The sequence below is a fragment of the Enterobacter sp. JJBC genome, assembly GCF_036936505.1.
In the GTDB taxonomy this organism is placed as follows: Bacteria; Pseudomonadota; Gammaproteobacteria; order Enterobacterales; family Enterobacteriaceae; genus Enterobacter; species Enterobacter hormaechei_C.
This window is the reverse complement of the sequence record NZ_CP136935.1, coordinates 1677443-1693901: the sequence shown is the minus strand read 5'-3', so window position 1 is coordinate 1693901 and position 16459 is coordinate 1677443. Positions and strand designations below refer to the sequence as shown.

Genomic DNA, 16459 nt, shown 5'->3' with positions numbered 1-16459 from the left:
CTGTTACGTTTTGTTTCCACGAAATATCCTGAGACAAAAAAATAACCCCATTTTTATGGCGCTTAATACATTCCTTACGCAATAGCACAAAAAACAACCACTCTCACAGCCATCTGGATGGCTTTTGCCGATTATAAGAAAAAATGAGCCGTTTAACTTCTGTTTATACGAAAGGCCTTTAGCTAAATTAAACATAAGGAAATCATATATATAAGAATAAAGCGGAGGTTTAATTCACCAGATAGCGCTGAAGTTTGAGGTGCTTCACAAAGTTCCCAAAAATACATATTTAGTTACATATATTTTCTTTTGGTAACTGAATCTTGAAGATTGTAGCACTTTCAGTGTAGCGAAACGGTTCTATGAATGGAAAGATGCCTGTCAGACACATAAAGACACCTAACTCTCATCAATAGTTCCGGAAATATTTATTGACAGAATTTATTGACGGCAGTGGCGAGTGTCATAAAAAAACCAATGAGGGTAATAAATAATGATGAAGCGCAATATCCTGGCAGTGGTAGTCCCTGCCCTGCTGGTAGCCGGTGCAGCAAACGCTGCTGAAATCTATAACAAAGACGGCAACAAATTAGATCTTTACGGGAAAGCAGTCGGCCTGCATTACTTCTCCGATAATGACAGCAACGATGGCGACAACACTTACGCACGTCTGGGCTTCAAAGGCGAAACTCAGATCAACGATCAGCTGACTGGCTACGGTCAGTGGGAATATAACTTCCAGGGTAACAACTCTGAAGGTGGCGATGCACAGAACGGCAACAAAACCCGTCTGGCATTCGCAGGTCTGAAATTCGGTGACGCAGGCTCCTTCGACTACGGTCGTAACTACGGTCTGGTCTATGATGCAATCGGCATCACCGATATGCTCCCTGAGTTCGGTGGCGACACCGGCGCGAGCGATAACTTCTTCGCAGGCCGTACCGGTGGCCTGGCGACGTACCGTAACAGCAACTTCTTCGGCCTGGTTGACGGTCTGAACTTTGGTGTTCAGTACCTGGGCAAAAACGAGCGTACTGATGCAGTACGTTCCAACGGCGACGGCTGGGCAACCTCACTGAGCTATGATTTCGAAGGCTTCGGCATTGTGGGTGCTTATGGCGCCGCTGACCGTACCAACAACCAGCAGACGCTGGAATGGGGTAAAGGCGACAAAGCTGAACAGTGGGCAACCGGCCTGAAATATGACGCGAACAACATCTACCTGGCAGCTATTTATGGCGAAATGCGTAACGCAGCGCGTCTGGGCAGCCGTGGTTTCGCTAACAAGTCTCAGGACTTCTCTGTCGTCGCTCAGTACCAGTTCGATTTCGGTCTGCGTCCATCCATCGCTTATTACAAATCTAAAGCGAAAGACGTAGAAGGTATCGGTGATGAAGACTACATCAACTACATCGACGTTGGTGCGACATACTACTTCAACAAAAACATGTCTACCTATGTTGACTATCAGATCAACCAGCTGAAAGACGACAACAAGCTGGGCATCAACAACGACGACATCGTGGCTCTGGGTCTGGTTTACCAGTTCTAATCAGCACACCTCGTTGTTATATGCTTAATGAACAGGGCTTCGGCCCTGTTTTTTTATTCCTGAGAGAAAATAATAGCGACTTTTGAAAAGCCGCACGCTTTTCGTCGCAAACGGTTGGCATTTTGTAAATCTACCGTTAACCTGATAGCGGATTTCACTTCTGTAATCACAATGGAACTTCGTCATGTTTGAGAACATTACTGCCGCTCCTGCCGACCCAATTCTGGGCCTGGCCGATCTGTTTCGCGCCGACGACCGCCCTGGAAAAATCAACCTGGGTATTGGTGTATATAAAGATGAAACCGGCAAAACTCCGGTACTGACCAGCGTCAAAAAAGCTGAGCAGTATCTGCTGGAAAACGAAACCACCAAAAACTACCTCGGTATTGATGGTATCCCTGAATTTGGTCGCTGCACCCAGGAGCTGCTGTTCGGCAAAGGCAGCACCATTGTGAGCGAAAAACGCGCCCGCACGGCGCAGACCCCAGGCGGTACCGGCGCACTGCGCGTGGCGGCAGATTTCCTGGCGAAAAACACTTCTGTGAAGCGTGTGTGGGTAAGCAATCCAAGCTGGCCGAACCATAAGAGCGTGTTTAATTCTGCGGGTCTGGAAGTGCGTGAATACGCCTACTACGACGCAGCCAGCCACGCGCTGGATTTCGACGGCCTGCTGGCCAGCCTGAGCGAAGCCCAGGCGGGCGATGTGGTGCTGTTCCACGGCTGCTGCCATAACCCAACCGGTATCGATCCTACGCTTGAGCAGTGGGAACAGCTGGCTAAGCTGTCCGTTGAAAAAGGCTGGCTGCCGCTGTTTGACTTCGCTTACCAAGGCTTTGCCCGTGGTCTGGAAGAAGATGCAGAAGGTCTGCGTGCATTCGCCGCCGTGAATCAGGAGTTGATAGTCGCAAGCTCCTATTCCAAGAACTTTGGTCTGTATAACGAGCGTGTCGGCGCCTGTACGCTGGTGGCTGCTGACGAAGCAACCGTCGATCGCGCATTCAGCCAGATGAAGTCCGTGATCCGCGCTAACTACTCCAACCCACCGGCACACGGTGCGTCTGTGGTCGCGACGATCCTGAGCAACGATGCGCTGCGCGCCATCTGGGAGCAAGAGCTGAACGATATGCGTCAGCGCATTCAGCGCATGCGTCTGCTGTTTGTGAACACGCTGGCTGAGAAAGGCGCTGACCGTGACTTCAGCTTCATCATCAAGCAGAACGGCATGTTCTCCTTCAGCGGCTTGACCAAAGAGCAGGTGCTGCGCCTGCGTGAAGAGTTTGGCGTGTATGCCGTTGCATCTGGCCGCGTGAACGTTGCAGGTATGACGCCTGACAACATGGCGCCGCTGTGCGAAGCCATTGTCGCGGTGCTGTAACCTGCATCCCTAAAAAAAAGCCTGCATCGTGCAGGCTTTTTTATTTTACCGGGTTTACCAGACAGGCATTTCATCCTGAAGGAACGGGTTATGCAACCGCTCATCCCCCAGCGTTGACATTGGTCCGTGTCCAGGGATAAACGTCACATCATCACCTAACGGTAATAACTTCTGCTTAATCGACTGAATCAGCTGACCGTGATCGCCGCGTGGGAAATCACTGCGTCCTACGCCCCCTTTGAAAATCACGTCACCGGAAATCAGCAGACGCGACACGTCATCAAAGAAGACAATATGGCCGGGCGTATGTCCGGGGCAATGCAACACCTGTAAAGTTACATTCCCTACGTTAACGCGATCGTCTTCGTTCAGCCAGCGGTCCGGTGTCAGTGGCTGACAGTCTTCCAGGCCAAACATACGGCTTTGAGCAGGTAATCCCTGTAGCCAGAACTCATCTTCTTTTTCCGGGCCGATAATCGGCACACCGTAGTATTCAGCCAGTTCAGCCGCTGCACCCACATGGTCGAGATGGCCATGGGTGAGTAAAATCTGCATCAGCGTTACACCGCTGGCAGCGACTTCCTGCTTGATTGTCTCAGCGTCGCCACCGGGATCAACAAGCGCGGCCAGTTTAGTTTGTTCACACCAGATCAATGAACAGTTCTGTGAGAACGCGGTAACCGGAATAATACGATAGTTCATACTGCTCCTGTGTTTCGTTATTACCAGTGCCGAACCGGCCCGGTATCAATATGCACAAAGTTGCTACGTGGGTAGTATCCTACACCACCTGCGCGCATAGATAACGCCGCTTTGCGAATATTGGCTAACGAAACGCCCTCAATATGGAAATCCATCGCCTGCCCTTTGGTGTGATAGCTTTTTTTCGCTACCCCACGGCTGTGAGCACGCAGTTCATTGTTGGTATCCAGAGAGCGATAGCCAGAGATGAGCTGCACCGGCCTTTTGGTCCCTAGCAGTCCCTGCAAGCGGTAAAGCTGATCGAATAATCCAGGGTCGATGGCTTTGATTTTATTCGCGCGGAAATCACGGAAAAAATGGTTGAGTCTTGCTAATTCATCCTGAATATAGCCTCTGCCATCGAAAAATTCCGCTTTAAGCGTCTCACCAGTATGCAGATTGTTGAGCGTTAAAATACGCGGACGAGGTGTCGAGAGGGTGGCAAATGCTGGCGTCGGAAGGATGGCTGCTGCGCCCAGCGCAACGCCACCTAACGCCAGCAATTTGCGGCGATTAGCGTCAAATTTGTCCATGATAATCAGGTCTACAGGTAAAAGAAATTGTCAATATGCTTAGCGCACGAAGGGCACCATAACTGGCAAAACCTGTTACGTCAAGGCGCCCAACCCCAGTAAATACGCGGCTTGCAGCCAGATCGCCTCATATTCACCATAACTTACGACAATCATTTTTACCGAACTACTTCATTTACCTGATTAATTGTTCCGCTTTTGGCAAAATTTGTGCGCCGGATCGCGCTGTCAGATCATAATTGTAAATATCTGTACGATACTGGGTACGTCCGTCTGCCCCTACAAACGCCGTCAGATAGTAAAGATTGACCGGAATATTGTGGCGGATATTGACGTAACGCGTATCTCCCTGCTTCAGCGCATCTGATATCCGCGTATCGTTCCAGCCTGCATCCTGCAACAGCATATTTGCCAGCTCAGAGGCCTTGTTCACGCGGACACAGCCCGAGCTGAGCGCGCGTGCGTCTTTCTGGAACAAATTATGGTTCGGGGTATCATGCAGATAGATTGCGTCCGAACTTGGCATATTGAATTTGTAACGTCCCAGCGAGTTATGTGCGCCCGGTGCCTGCTGGAAACGGAACGGCAGGTTCGAAGGCGTAATCGTTGACCAGTCCACCATCCAGGGGTCAATCGCTTCTTTGCTGTTCCAGCCACGCATCACCGTATAGTTATGTCGCTCCAGATAACCCGGGTCATTCCAGACCTTAGGCAGAATATCTTTGCGCGCCAGCGTCGGCGGCACGTTCCACGGCGGGTTAACCACCACGTTATTCAGCGCGCTGCTCATCATTGGCGTTTTACGGTCAGGTCGGCCGACAATCACGCGGGACGCCAGCACTTCACTACCGTCCTGATAGTAGACCAGGGAGTACGCCGGAATGTTGACCATAATGCCGGTGGATAACGTGCCCGGCAGCAAGCGCAAGCGCTGGATATTCAACGCCAGCACTCCAGCCCGCTGGGCTGGAGAGACGTTCAGCCAGTCGCGAGTAGATGGACCAATCACGCCGTCAGCGCCCAGCCCCTGCGCGGCCTGGAACTGCTTCACTGCGGCGACCAGCTCGCGATCGTAAGCGGCGGGCTTATTGCTCAACGCAACGGCGGTTTTCTCTTTTACCGGCGCCGACGGGCTGACGACCGCATTTTGCGTCTCGTCACCGGGCAGCGCAATTTTAGGGCCGCTGTCGAGAATGCCGGAGCGTTTCATAATTTCGCGGATCGCAGGCACATCGCTGCTCCACTGCCCCGGACGCAGCGTTGTGGTGCCGCGCAGCTGAGGCCACGGGCGGGAATCCGCAACCAGCTCAAGAAGCGACTGATGCATCGTGGCATACTGCGGATGGGCAGGCGCAAGGCTTGCGATAAAGCGCGGCAGTTCGCCGTTATCCAGCGACAGCTGCCACTGGTTAATGACGGACAGCGCAGGCGTCGCCAGCTTGTACGGCTTACTGCTGTATAACCAGCGGTTGCCGTTCACCGAAATCCCCGCAACAAATTGTAAGTAGCCCATCATGGCATCAGACAGCACCACGTCACGCGCTTGTCCGGTCACGGCAGGATCGGTCAGGAGTTCAACCCAGGTCGTGAACTGCGGCTGAAAACCTGCAATCGCCACTTCAGCCAGCTGCTGCTGGAAGGCACGTACCGCCTCGCGATTTTCCCACATCGGTTTCATATCGCGCGCAGCGTAAAGCAGCGTGAGCTGGTTAATATAAGCGGGAGTATAGCCCGAGGGCAGCCCGGTCATAAGCTGCTGACGTAATGATCCAGTATCGATGCCTTCCGGCAGCGGTTTAATGCCGGCCATGATGGCCGTCGCCGGAGACTGATCCAGCGGTTGTGACAGTGACGTCGGCTGCGCGCCCATCGTCGCGGAGCTGTCAGTCGGTACAATTTCAGGCTCATCGGCCTGAGCGGTAAACAGTGGAGCAAACATCACTGTCAGGCACAAACTCAGCGCAGACAGCTGACGACCACGATTTTTCTTAAGCAACATCCCTTGCCCCCTGTTTTTCACGACATGCCCAGTATTCTGGAGCTTTCCTTCAGTATAGAAAGGCATACACGCTGCTGCCTTGCCTTATGTAAAGAAGTTTAAAGATAACGCAGCCCTGAACACAAGTTAAGTGAATAAAAAAAGCGGCGCATGAGCGCCGCTATTTGTCGCACCCCAGGTTAAGAGGCGTCAGCCGTGCCCGGTAATGACTCCGGTGGCTGCGGGGCGAAACCACGCAGGCCCACGACGTGCACGTGTTCACTGTTCTGGAACACCTTACGCACCAGCTTATAGGTTGTCCCTTTTTCCGGACTGATGTTTTCCGGCGCCGCGATGATGAGCTGCATATCGAGTCGCTCGCAAAGCTCAAACAGCGTGGCGATGGAGCGGGCGTCGAGACGCGCGGCTTCATCGAGGAACAGCAGACGACATGGAGAGATGTCTTTGCCGCGCAGACGACGCGCTTCATCTTCCCAGCTCTGCACCACCATGACCAGAATCGACATACCGGTACCGATGGCTTCACCGGTAGAGAGCGCACCGGATTCCGCGCGCAGCCAGCCGTCTGAGCCACGGTTAACCTCAACTTCCATTTCCAGATAGTTGCGGTAGTCCAGCAGCTCCTCGCCGATGGTTTGCGGCGTACGCTGGCCCATGTCAATCTGCGGATTCAGACGCTGATACAGCTTCGCCAGCGCTTCGGAGAAGGTCAGGCGGTTACTGTTGAACAGATCCTGGTGCTGCTCATGCTGTTCAGACAACACGTCCAGCAGCGTGGAGTGCGCCTCACGCACGTTCACGTTCAGCCTTACGCTGTTGACCTGGCCAAACGACACGCTTTGCAGGCCCTGGTTCAGCTGACGGATACGGTTCTGCTCGCGCTGAATGGTTTTACGAATAATATTCGCCACGCTGCGGGAGCTGATTGCCAGCTTTTGCTCGCGGGAGGTCAGCTCTTCCGTCAGACGGCCCAGCTCGATCTCCATCTGTTCGATCGCTTCAACCGGATCGTCGGTACGGATGATGTCCTGACGGATACGCTCGCGCAAGTGCTGATACACCGCCACGAAGAACTGGATTTTGCGCTCAGGGCGCTTCGGATCTTCGGACATGCGCAGCACGTCGCGCAGGTGTTCGTTATCCGCCACCGCCAGACGCAGCGCGCCCAGCGCCTTATCCGACATAGAACGCAGTTCATCGGCCGACAGATACGCCAGCTCGCGGCGGTGCAGACGACGCTCCACGTTGTTGTCTTTCACCATGCGCATCACCGCGCACCAGCCCGCCTTCGCGGTCACAACCTGCTCGCGCATCTCGTGATAGTCACGTTCCAGCTTGCGCAGGCGACGCGTCAGGTTGTCCATCTCCGCTTCACAGAAGGTCAGCGCTTTTTCCAGCTGATTACGACGCGCACGGTTGTTGCTGAGCTGAGCATGCAGCTCATCGCGGCGAATACGTGCCCGCTCTTCTGCACCGCTGTCGGCGCGCACGCCAATGTCCTGCAACTCTTTATGCAGGTCGTTTAACAGCTCTTTCTTGGTGTCGAAGGAGCTTTTCAACGACGCCATCACCTGACTGTACTGGCTCAGCTGTGCGGCGTGAGTACGCATCGCTTCGCGCGCGCGCGTACGTTCCGCTTCCGCCTGCTCAAGGCGCTGGCGCAGCTTTTCATTAAGATCGCTGTTCCCGCTCAGCATTTCTGCTGAATCGGAGTAGCCGAAGTGCGCGCGACGTTGCACCACTTCCGTCAGGGCAAACGCCTGCTGACGCGCTTCGCGCTGCACCTGCTGTGACCAGGCGTAATCCTCTTTTAACTGTTCAAACTGTTCCGGGTCGCTCTGGAGAACGGAAACCATCGGCTCCAGCTTCGCCAGCTGATTGCCGTGCTGCTGCACAAAGCGCGCGGCTTCCTGCGCCTCGTCCAGTCGTTCCTGAATTTCATCCACGCGGTCGGCGAGCGTATCGTCCGCCAGCAGGTTCAGGCGCGGCAGAATGCGGTTAAGCGCCGCAACGCCCTCTTTCGCCTGCTCGAACTGGACGCGGCTCTGCTGGTTGTCATTTTCATGGCTAGCCAGCGCACGCTCCAGCTCACCGCGGCGGGTGTTGAGCTTGCGAATTTCGGCTTCCGGATCGGGCTCAAAGGCCACGCCCAGATGGCTGCCGATAAAGCGGCTGAACGCCTGATGCAGACGCTGCGTTTTTTGTACATCAAACGAGAGGGTCGCAAAACGTTCAGAAAGCGTTTCGCGCTCGGCATGCAGGCTTTCAATGCGGCTTTCACGCGCGGCGCGGCCAAACAGCGGCAGTTCCGGGAAGCGCGAATAGCGCCACTGGCGATCGGCGATTTTCACCACCACCGCTTTTTCCAGCTCGTCAACGCTGAATACGCTGTCATCAAACGACTGCGGATCTCCTTCGATGAGGTAGAGATCTTCCGGGCAGTCTTCCAGCCCTGCAAGCTGGTCAGAAATCAGCGACAGATCCGGCACCACAATCGCGTTACGGGATGGACCGTACAGCGCGGAGAAGTACGGCGCATCGTCCAGACCAACATCGTCGTAAATTTCAGACAACAGCACGCCGCCGAAACGCTCGGCTAAGGCATTCAGACGCGGATCTTCTGAGCCGCCAGGCTGGCTTAAACGCTCGATTTCTTCATCGACGTCACGCTTGCGCGCGCCCACTTCGTCACGCTCAACAATCGCTTCACGCTCACGCTCCAGCAGCTGTTGCATGTATTCGGTGACGTCCTGGCTGGAGGCAAACTCCTGGCCACACTGTTCGCTGAGCTGGTTCAGGCTGCTTTGTGCAGCCAGCCAGATCGGCGCACGCTGTAAGAGCGTCTTCGAACGGGACTGAAGCTGTTCCAGCTCCTGACGCAACGTCATGCGCTGTTCGCTGGCATTCGATACGGTATCGGACAGGGCCGCAATACGCGCTTCCAGTTCCTGATGCAGGGCCTCAAGCTCGTCGAAATCGTAATTTTTACCCTGACGCTTGCAGAATTCCGCCAGCAGACGCTCGGCTTCCTGCTGTTCACGCAGACGCTGTTCCAGCTCGTTCAGGCGCATGCGCAGCGGCTGCACCTGCTCGGCCAGATGGCGCTGATTGACGCCGTCGCGCAGCAGCTCACGGGCAACGTCCCACGCTTCGTTACGCGCCAGCGGACCGTTAATCGCCACCACCAGCTGGTACGCCTGCTCAAACTGGCTATGCGCCGTTTGCGCCACGCTCATTTTCTGATCGAGAGAAAGCAGTTTCTCAGTGGCTTCCTGCTCTTTGGCCTGGAAGGTATCCAGCCATTCGTCAGCGCTTTCCGGGGTCAGGTCCGGCAGATGGCACAGCTCTTTGGCACGCTGCAACGCCTGCAACGCCTGGTTGTACTGAATCGCACGCGTCTGCTGCACGTCCAGCGCCTGCTGGTAGTCAGCGAGCTGGCTTTTCAGCTCATCCACTTCCAGCTCGGCGGCTTCCGCGCGGGCTTCGTTCTCTTCCTGCAATTCGGCAGCTTCGGCCACCACTTCATTTTGCTCTTCAAGACGAATTTGCAGCTCATCAAGATCGGCTTCGTAGCGCTCGATTTTTTCCTGCTGACGCAGCGCGGTCTGCACCAGATTCAGATGATCGCTGGCCGCCTGGTAATCGGCTTCCAGATCCCCTTCAGCACCATTGTGCTCGCCCAGTTCGCGCGCCATTTCGACATGCTTATACTGCTCGGCCACCAGCTGTTTGCGGGAAGTAAACAGCTCGCGGCGATACTCCAGCGCCTGATCGAGATGAATACGGCGCTCGTTGGCGTGGCGCATATAGTCCGCCGCCACGTAGTTGGTGGCTTCGCTGATCAGGTGTTTAAACAGGTCCCGGTCAGACTGCGTAACGCGAATCGCTTCCAGCGTCATGCGGTTTTCACGCAGCGCGGCTTCCATATCCTGGAAGGCCTTACGCACGCCGCTGTTTTCCGGCAACAGGTAGTCGCGCAGGGAGCGGGTAATGGCGCTGGAGATACCGCCGTACAGGGAGGCTTCAATCAGACGGTAGTATTTACTACGATCTGACGCGCTGCGCAGACGACGGGCTACCACGCCGAGATCGAACATCAGAGAGTGGTAGTCGGTAATGGAATTAAACTGCTTAAACTGCACGCCTTCGATAGCTTCCAGCTTGTCTTTCAGCTCCTGGAGCGTCAGGACGCGTGCCTGACGTTCATTCAGGGTTTCCGTCAGCAGCGCGGTTGGCTGTACGGAGGTAGGCAGCCCCTGGATCGCAAACGGTTTGATATCTACTTTACGATCGCGGCCGGCAACCTGTTGCAGACGCACGCCTACAACCACGCGCTGATGGCGGGAGTTGATCACGTCCAGCACTGAATAACAAACGCCCGCTTTCAGCTTACCGTGCAGACCTTTATCACGAGAGCCGCTCGTGGCGCCCGCTTCAGTGGTGTTACGGAAGTGCAGCAGGGTCAGGTCAGGTATCAGCGCCGTCACGAAGGCCGCCATGGTGGTGGATTTACCCGCCCCGTTACCGCCGGAGAGCGTTGTCACCAGCTCATCCAGATCGAAGGTTCGGGCAAAGAAGCCGTTCCAGTTAATCAGCGTCAGTGAGCGAAATTTACCGCGTTCAATCATTACTCTTCCTCCCCGCTATCCGGCTGATTCTCTTCGTGCTCGTCATTGAGCTGCAAATGGTTTTCCACCGGCATCGCTTCACCGTCACGTATCATGCGCAGCTGCGCTTCACGCGCATCATCACCCGCACGCACGTCGGCGCCAAAACGGAAGACCGATTCGGTGATGCGGAACTTGCTGCTGTCGTGACCCATGAACCAGACCATTCCCAGACGGCGCAGACGGTTAAGGGATGAGCGAACTTTTTCCTGTAATTTCTGACGGTCCAGATCGGACCCCGTTGAGCGGTTATTCACCAGCTTGAGCAGCTTGCTTTCATCCGCCAGCGACAGCAGCTCATCGTAAAGCTCCTGTTGGGTGAAGATCCCTTCATTCGCCAGACGTTCCGGGCTGAGATAGAGGTAGCAGAGAATTTTGCCGACCATCATATCCAGTTCGGAAAGCACCGAGCGCGGAATAAGCGTGGTAGAGCGCGGACGCAGGTAGAAAAACCCTTCCGGCGCGCGGATCAGCTCAACGTTATAGCGAGCGTAAAACTCTTCCAGGTACTCCTGAAAGTCCATCAAAAAGGCGTGATTATCCAGCTCGTCAAGGCCAATGTGACGACCGGCACGCAGCTGGCTGTCCAGCGCCGGAAACAACGGATTCGCCAGCGCCTGTGCCAGCTTAACTGGCATCACTTGTTCAATATTTGTCAATGACATGCGCCTGTACCTTGGCTCCGTAATCGTTAATCGGCTGCCACTTCGGCGGCAGTCCGGTGAAATCGGCTTGTGCGATGCCCAGGCGCACCGCCTGGTCTACAACAATGCGGGCAACATCGAAGTGGCGCGCGCGCGGATACTGCGCCAGATAGTCGCGTACCACGAGGCCAAGATCCAGCGGTGCTTGTCTGGTTTTGTAGACAGCGAGCTGTTCTTCGATCATCGCCGCAAGCTGCTCGCGAATTTCGTTAAATTCTTCGTATTCCAGATCCGGCGGCAGTTCACCGGTGACCTCTTCATCGCGCAGCGCCATCTCTTCGTCGCGCATATCCAGCAGACGATCGGCGTTGGCGTAGGTCAGCGCCCACGGCGCATCGAAATAGGTCTGTACCGACTGGCGCAGACGCTGAGCAAAGACGCGATTCTTATCCATATCGATGGCGGTACGGATAAATTTATGCACGTGGCGGTCGTAACCGATCCACAGGTCGATTGACTGCTGGCCCCAGCTGATAATGCGGTCAAGCTTGCTCTGCAAATCAAACACCAGACGGTCGATAAAATGCAGATCGTCGTGCGCCATTGTCGCGTCCTGGATGCGCAGCAGATTGGCCTGTAGCTTATCCCCCGCCGCCTCCAGCGTATCCTGCAACTCACGCAGCGTACCGGACGTTTCTGACAGCAAGAGTTCACAGCTGGAGATAGCCGCACGCCAGTCTTTATTAAGCAGTTGAGCGATATCGTCTTTCACCTGCTGCTGCTGTTCGTCCATCAGACGTTGAGTCAGATCGATACTGTCGAAAATCTCGGCGACCGAGTATTTCAGCGGCGCGTAAACGTTGCGATGCCAGTGGAATTCGTCACCGTTTTCATCAGCCGCGTCGGCGGCACGCTTCAGCTCACCTGCAACAATAGAGAGCTGCATGGAGAGACGCAGCGTGGAAAATTCGCGCTGGCGGATGTAATAGTCGGTAATGCCAATGCCCAGTGGCGTAAGACGATAGATGGCGTTTCCTTCCGCCTGCTCGCTGGTAAAGCGGTTCAGCAGACGTTGACGCACCATATCATTGATTGCGTTGTTGGCACGCACGCTAATGGTTTCGCTGGTTTGCTCAAACGCATCACTGACGTGGCGGAACGCATCCACCAGTTCGCCTTCACTCATTTCGCCATCCAGGCGTTCGCCGTTTAGCGTCGCAACCGCCAGCAGGAATGAGAGTCTGTCTACCGGCAGCGAGATGGAGAAATCGTTTTTCCTGGCCCAGGCAACCAGTTCGGGGACTGTCTGGGAAAATTCACTCATAGATTATCCTTGCATCTGCGGCTTGCGCGCGGTGACGTGTATATAGCGGCCAAGGCTCAGATAAGGCTCCTGGCGGCAGTACCGCGTCTCTATTTCTGTTAAGGCGTCTAAACAGTCATCCTGTTTTTGTTTATCACGCAGATAATCATGAAACACCCTCACGCCGGTTTTGCCGGTAATTTCCCAACCGATCTCCTCCAGCCAGCCATAGACCTGCTGCGGTTCACGGGGGAAATCCGGTGAAAGCGTGCGTCGTTTCTTTTTATACATGCCCTGCTGTACGTAGCCAAAATTGCCGACCAGCACGTTTCGCATTAGCAGGCCGTTGGCATTGTAAAACATCAGCGATAACGCACCGCCCGGGCGCAACATCGACCACAGCGTTTTTAACATCGCCTGGGGTTCGGCGATCCATTCGAGCACAGCATGAAACAATATCAGATCAACCTGCGTTTCCAAATGCTGCGGAATGTCCTGAGCGGCGCAATGTATAAAATGCATGTTGTCGCTCACACCTTTCTCTTCTGCCGCTCGCCCGGCGCGCGCAACCATCTCGGCAGAAAGATCGCAAAGCGTGACGTGATGTCCCCGCTGCGCCATCAGAATTGCAGTCTGACCTTCCCCACCGCCGGCATCCAGCACGCGCAACGGTCGGTCACCGAATTCAGCCAGCAGCTTGTCCAGATCCTGCCAGAGGATCGTCTGACGAAGCTGACCTTTGGTGGTGCCATAAATGTTGCGCGAAAACTTTTCCGCGATGTCATCAAAATTGCGATCCCGCATTGGGAGGGTTCCACTCACTGCAAAACCGCTATTTTGTCACACCCGCGCGGAGAATGAACCACTCTGGTGTAATATCACCGACAATCGCCTGCTGTATGGTTAAAAAAGGAACCAAAAAGGATGCTTTTTACCCTAAAAAAATATATCGGAGGCATGATGCTTCCCCTTCCCCTGCTGTTGCTTCTCATCGCGCTGGGGCTAGCAATGATATGGTTTAGCCGCTTTCAGAAAAGCGGTAAATCCCTCGTTACCGTGGGCTGGCTGGCGCTGCTGTTACTCAGCCTGCAACCGGTCGCTGACGGTTTATTACGTCCGATTGAAAACACCTACCCGACGTGGCAGGGAAATCAGAAGGTGAGCTATATCGTGGTGCTGGGCGGCGGGTATACCTGGGATCCGAACTGGGCGCCCAGCTCGAACCTGATCAACAACAGCCTGCCGCGCCTGAACGAGGGGATCCGCCTGTGGCTGGCCAATCCTGGATCGAAGATGATCTTCACGGGCGCTGCGGCAAAAACCAACCCGGTCAGTACCGCTGAAGCAGGAGCAAGAGTGGCTGAATCGCTTGGCGTACCGCGTTCCGCCATCATCACGCTGGATAGCCCAAAAGATACCGAAGAAGAGGCGGCGGCGGTGAAACAGGCCATCGGTGATGTACCGTTCCTGCTGGTGACCTCTGCTTCACACCTGCCGCGCGCAATGATCTTCTTTGAGAAGCAGGGCCTGCATCCGCTTCCTGCTCCGGCAAACCAGCTGGCCATTGACGCCCCGCTCAATCCGTGGGAACGGATAATCCCGTCCCCGGTATGGCTGATGCACAGCGACCGCGTCGGCTACGAGACGCTTGGCCGCTTGTGGCAGTGGCTTAAAGGTTCGTCAGGCAAGCCAGGGCAGGAGTGATTTTGCGGCCAGATCGAAACTGGCGCGATTAAAGCGCCCGGTGTTGACCAGTTGCGCCACCTCATCCCAGAGAAGATAGAGCCAGCGTCGCCAGAGAAAGGCCTCCGCAACGGGGGCGCGCTGAAGATAGTGCCAGAGCAAATCTTCCGCCGCCCCGCCCTCGCTCAGCCTGAACAGTTCGTACTCGCGCGGCGCCCAGAGCATGATCCCCGGCCCGACCATCGCCAGCAGTTGGTCGCTGCGCGAGTCTTTAAGCATACTGCGTAGCGTGAAGTTGCCGTGAACCAGCACGCAGTTGTCGTTAAAACCCTCAAACAGCGTCGGCAGACATTCCCGGGTGCGGAACAGAATACGTTTGTCCTGCATCGTTAAGCCGGTGTTGTTGAACTGGTTCAGCGTGCCCCACAGCACTTCGACACGCTGGCGATACCACAGCGGCCACAGGTTTTCCTGGGTGCTGTCTACCGCGCCAACAAGACCCCGGCTGTCCTGCCGATGCCAGGCAAGCAGAGCCTCGACAATCTGATCTTTCAGCTGTTCCCAGCGCTCCGGTGTACGCGTCGGGGCTTCAACAGAAACCCCGCGTAAACGCTCGATAAGCAGAACATCCGGGCCGGGATGCTCCTCATGGGTCATCACGCCGTAGACCGTCGGCATACGGACAGTCCCTTCCCGCGCCAGCATCGACATTTTCCAGGCCAGCTGTCTGGCGACGCCCGGCGAGGTAAAACTTCTGGCCATCAGCGGCATGGGGTTTCCCTGACTGTCATACAACGACCAGAGTGCGGTATCGGCCTTTTCATTCACGCATTCCACCCGGCTTAGCTTTTCGCCAAGGAGATGGCTGAGTTCAGCACGCAGCTGTTCCATATGAGATTACCCCCATTAAGACTACTGCTTTTATAATGAGCGCGCGAAACCCGGATGTCACCCGGTAGAGATCAATAATGAAAAAGAAAAGGAAAATCGCCTGGCGGGAGAGCATCCCCCCAGACGAGAGGATGCCAGCGAATTAACGCATTTCGACGCGTACGCGCTCGAGATCTTCAGGGGTATCCACGCCGGTGCCTGGGATTTCCTGGGCAACCGCAACGTGAATTTTCTCGCCGTACCACAGCACGCGAAGCTGTTCGAGCATTTCAATATGCTCCAGCGGGCTTGGTGCCCAGGCGACGTAGCGACGAATAAAGCCGGCGCGGTAGCCGTAAATACCGATGTGGCGCAGGAAAGTTTCGCCGATTGTCTCTTTCGATTGCGCGAAACGATCGCGATCCCACGGAATGGTGGCGCGGGAGAAATAGAGCGCGTAGCCCTCTGCGTCCATGACCACTTTCACCGCATTCGGATTGAACGCCTCTTCAGCGTGGTGAATCGGCACCGCGAGGGTTGCCATCCCGACCTGACGCCGAGCCAGGTTGTCGGCCACCTGACGGATAATCGCCGCCGGGATCATCGGCTCATCGCCCTGCACGTTCACAATCACCGTCTCGTCGCTGAAACCGCATTTTTCGACGACTTCCGCCAGGCGCTCGGTGCCTGACTGATGATCGGCACGGGTCATGCACACTTCCCCACCCGCGGCCTCAACCGCTCGCGCGACATCCGGGTGATCGGTGGCGACGATGACACGTCCGGCGCCCGATTCGCGTGCCCTTTCAAGGACATGCACAATCATCGGTTTGCCATTGATATCCACCAGCGGTTTACCTGGCAGGCGCGTTGAAGCATAACGCGCAGGGATAATGACAACAAAACTCATGGTTTGATCTCTTCTGCCACCAGTGAACGGGCTTCATTTTCCAGCAGGACCGGAATACCGTCACGCAGCGGGAACGCCAGGCTGTCCAGTTTGCAAATCAGCTCTTGTTTATCCTGGCTGTAATACAGTTTGCCGTTGCACACCGGGCAGGCAATAATTTCAAGTAAACGGTGATCCATAGT

At 55.3% G+C, this 16459-nt stretch carries 13 protein-coding genes; 3 read left to right on the top strand and 10 right to left on the bottom strand.

Annotated features, from left to right (window positions below; all coding sequences use genetic code 11):
* Window positions 1-493: 493 nt before the first annotated feature.
* Together ompF and RY075_RS08020 are read left to right on the top strand one after the other, a co-directional pair.
* Window positions 494-1552: a porin OmpF gene (gene ompF / locus RY075_RS08025; RefSeq protein WP_023324410.1), complete on the top strand. Its 1059-nt coding sequence runs from the start codon at window positions 494-496 to the stop codon at window positions 1550-1552.
* A 184-nt stretch (window positions 1553-1736) separates the two neighbouring features.
* Complete coding sequence (locus RY075_RS08020; protein WP_338628400.1) at window positions 1737-2927, top strand: amino acid aminotransferase; 1191 nt, start codon at window positions 1737-1739, stop codon at window positions 2925-2927.
* 54 nt (window positions 2928-2981) lie between these two features.
* Here the strand turns inward: RY075_RS08020 and RY075_RS08015 are convergent, their stop codons facing one another.
* From RY075_RS08015 to cmoM, 7 genes are all read right to left on the bottom strand, one after another.
* Window positions 2982-3629 (bottom strand): MBL fold metallo-hydrolase, encoded by a 648-nt coding sequence (locus RY075_RS08015; protein ID WP_022650729.1) that lies wholly within the window; start codon window positions 3627-3629, stop codon window positions 2982-2984.
* A 20-nt stretch (window positions 3630-3649) separates the two neighbouring features.
* A complete protein-coding gene (locus tag RY075_RS08010; RefSeq protein WP_003858202.1) occupies window positions 3650-4201 on the bottom strand; it encodes a YcbK family protein in 552 nt (183 codons plus the stop codon).
* A gap of 175 nt (window positions 4202-4376) precedes the next feature.
* On the bottom strand, window positions 4377-6200 hold the full coding sequence (ldtD, locus tag RY075_RS08005) for a L,D-transpeptidase (protein WP_003858203.1): 1824 nt from the start codon (window positions 6198-6200) through the stop codon (window positions 4377-4379).
* A 179-nt stretch (window positions 6201-6379) separates the two neighbouring features.
* Window positions 6380-10828: a chromosome partition protein MukB gene (mukB, locus tag RY075_RS08000; RefSeq protein ID WP_003858206.1), complete on the bottom strand. Its 4449-nt coding sequence runs from the start codon at window positions 10826-10828 to the stop codon at window positions 6380-6382.
* Window positions 10828-11532 carry a chromosome partition protein MukE gene (mukE, locus tag RY075_RS07995; RefSeq protein WP_003858208.1) on the bottom strand — a complete coding sequence of 235 codons (705 nt, stop codon included), beginning with the start codon at window positions 11530-11532 and terminating at the stop codon, window positions 10828-10830. The genes mukB and mukE overlap by 1 nt, the downstream gene beginning before the upstream one ends.
* Entirely contained in the window at window positions 11513-12835 is a 1323-nt protein-coding gene (mukF, locus tag RY075_RS07990) for a chromosome partition protein MukF (RefSeq protein WP_015570962.1), read from the bottom strand. Before mukF ends, mukE begins: the two co-directional genes overlap by 20 nt.
* Window positions 12836-12838: 3 nt before the next feature.
* A complete protein-coding gene (cmoM, locus tag RY075_RS07985; protein ID WP_003858212.1) occupies window positions 12839-13618 on the bottom strand; it encodes a tRNA uridine 5-oxyacetic acid(34) methyltransferase CmoM in 780 nt (259 codons plus the stop codon).
* 120 nt (window positions 13619-13738) lie between these two features.
* Between cmoM and elyC the strand changes: the two genes are divergently transcribed.
* Window positions 13739-14518, top strand: coding sequence for an envelope biogenesis factor ElyC (gene elyC / locus RY075_RS07980; RefSeq protein WP_048208993.1), 780 nt, complete (start codon window positions 13739-13741; stop codon window positions 14516-14518).
* On the opposite strand, the gene RY075_RS07975 is transcribed toward elyC, so the two are convergent.
* From RY075_RS07975 to ycaR, 3 genes are all read right to left on the bottom strand, one after another.
* Window positions 14495-15388, bottom strand: a complete 894-nt coding sequence (locus tag RY075_RS07975) for a YcbJ family phosphotransferase (protein WP_003858216.1) — start codon at window positions 15386-15388, stop codon at window positions 14495-14497. The two genes, elyC and RY075_RS07975, sit on opposite strands and share 24 nt — an antisense overlap.
* Window positions 15389-15530: 142 nt before the next feature.
* Window positions 15531-16277 carry a 3-deoxy-manno-octulosonate cytidylyltransferase gene (gene kdsB / locus RY075_RS07970; protein ID WP_003858218.1) on the bottom strand — a complete coding sequence of 249 codons (747 nt, stop codon included), beginning with the start codon at window positions 16275-16277 and terminating at the stop codon, window positions 15531-15533.
* Complete coding sequence (ycaR, locus tag RY075_RS07965) at window positions 16274-16456, bottom strand: protein YcaR (RefSeq protein WP_003858220.1); 183 nt, start codon at window positions 16454-16456, stop codon at window positions 16274-16276. The genes kdsB and ycaR overlap by 4 nt, the downstream gene beginning before the upstream one ends.
* Between the last annotated feature and the right edge of the window lie 3 nt (window positions 16457-16459).

Bases quoted from the DNA above. Each gene is read 5' to 3' on its own strand.
- RY075_RS08010 (WP_003858202.1), bottom strand. From the start codon at position 4,201: ATGGACAAATTTGACGCTAATCGCCGCAAATTGCTGGCGTTAGGTGGC.
- RY075_RS08020 (WP_338628400.1), top strand. From the start codon at position 1,737: ATGTTTGAGAACATTACTGCCGCTCCTGCCGACCCAATTCTGGGCCTG.
- kdsB (WP_003858218.1), bottom strand. From the start codon at position 16,277: ATGAGTTTTGTTGTCATTATCCCTGCGCGTTATGCTTCAACGCGCCTG.
- ycaR (WP_003858220.1), bottom strand. From the start codon at position 16,456: ATGGATCACCGTTTACTTGAAATTATTGCCTGCCCGGTGTGCAACGGC.
- mukF (WP_015570962.1), bottom strand. From the start codon at position 12,835: ATGAGTGAATTTTCCCAGACAGTCCCCGAACTGGTTGCCTGGGCCAGG.
- mukB (WP_003858206.1), bottom strand. From the start codon at position 10,828: ATGATTGAACGCGGTAAATTTCGCTCACTGACGCTGATTAACTGGAAC.
- cmoM (WP_003858212.1), bottom strand. From the start codon at position 13,618: ATGCGGGATCGCAATTTTGATGACATCGCGGAAAAGTTTTCGCGCAAC.
- mukE (WP_003858208.1), bottom strand. From the start codon at position 11,532: ATGTCATTGACAAATATTGAACAAGTGATGCCAGTTAAGCTGGCACAG.
- RY075_RS07975 (WP_003858216.1), bottom strand. From the start codon at position 15,388: ATGGAACAGCTGCGTGCTGAACTCAGCCATCTCCTTGGCGAAAAGCTA.
- ompF (WP_023324410.1), top strand. From the start codon at position 494: ATGATGAAGCGCAATATCCTGGCAGTGGTAGTCCCTGCCCTGCTGGTA.
- ldtD (WP_003858203.1), bottom strand. From the start codon at position 6,200: ATGTTGCTTAAGAAAAATCGTGGTCGTCAGCTGTCTGCGCTGAGTTTG.
- elyC (WP_048208993.1), top strand. From the start codon at position 13,739: ATGCTTTTTACCCTAAAAAAATATATCGGAGGCATGATGCTTCCCCTT.
- RY075_RS08015 (WP_022650729.1), bottom strand. From the start codon at position 3,629: ATGAACTATCGTATTATTCCGGTTACCGCGTTCTCACAGAACTGTTCA.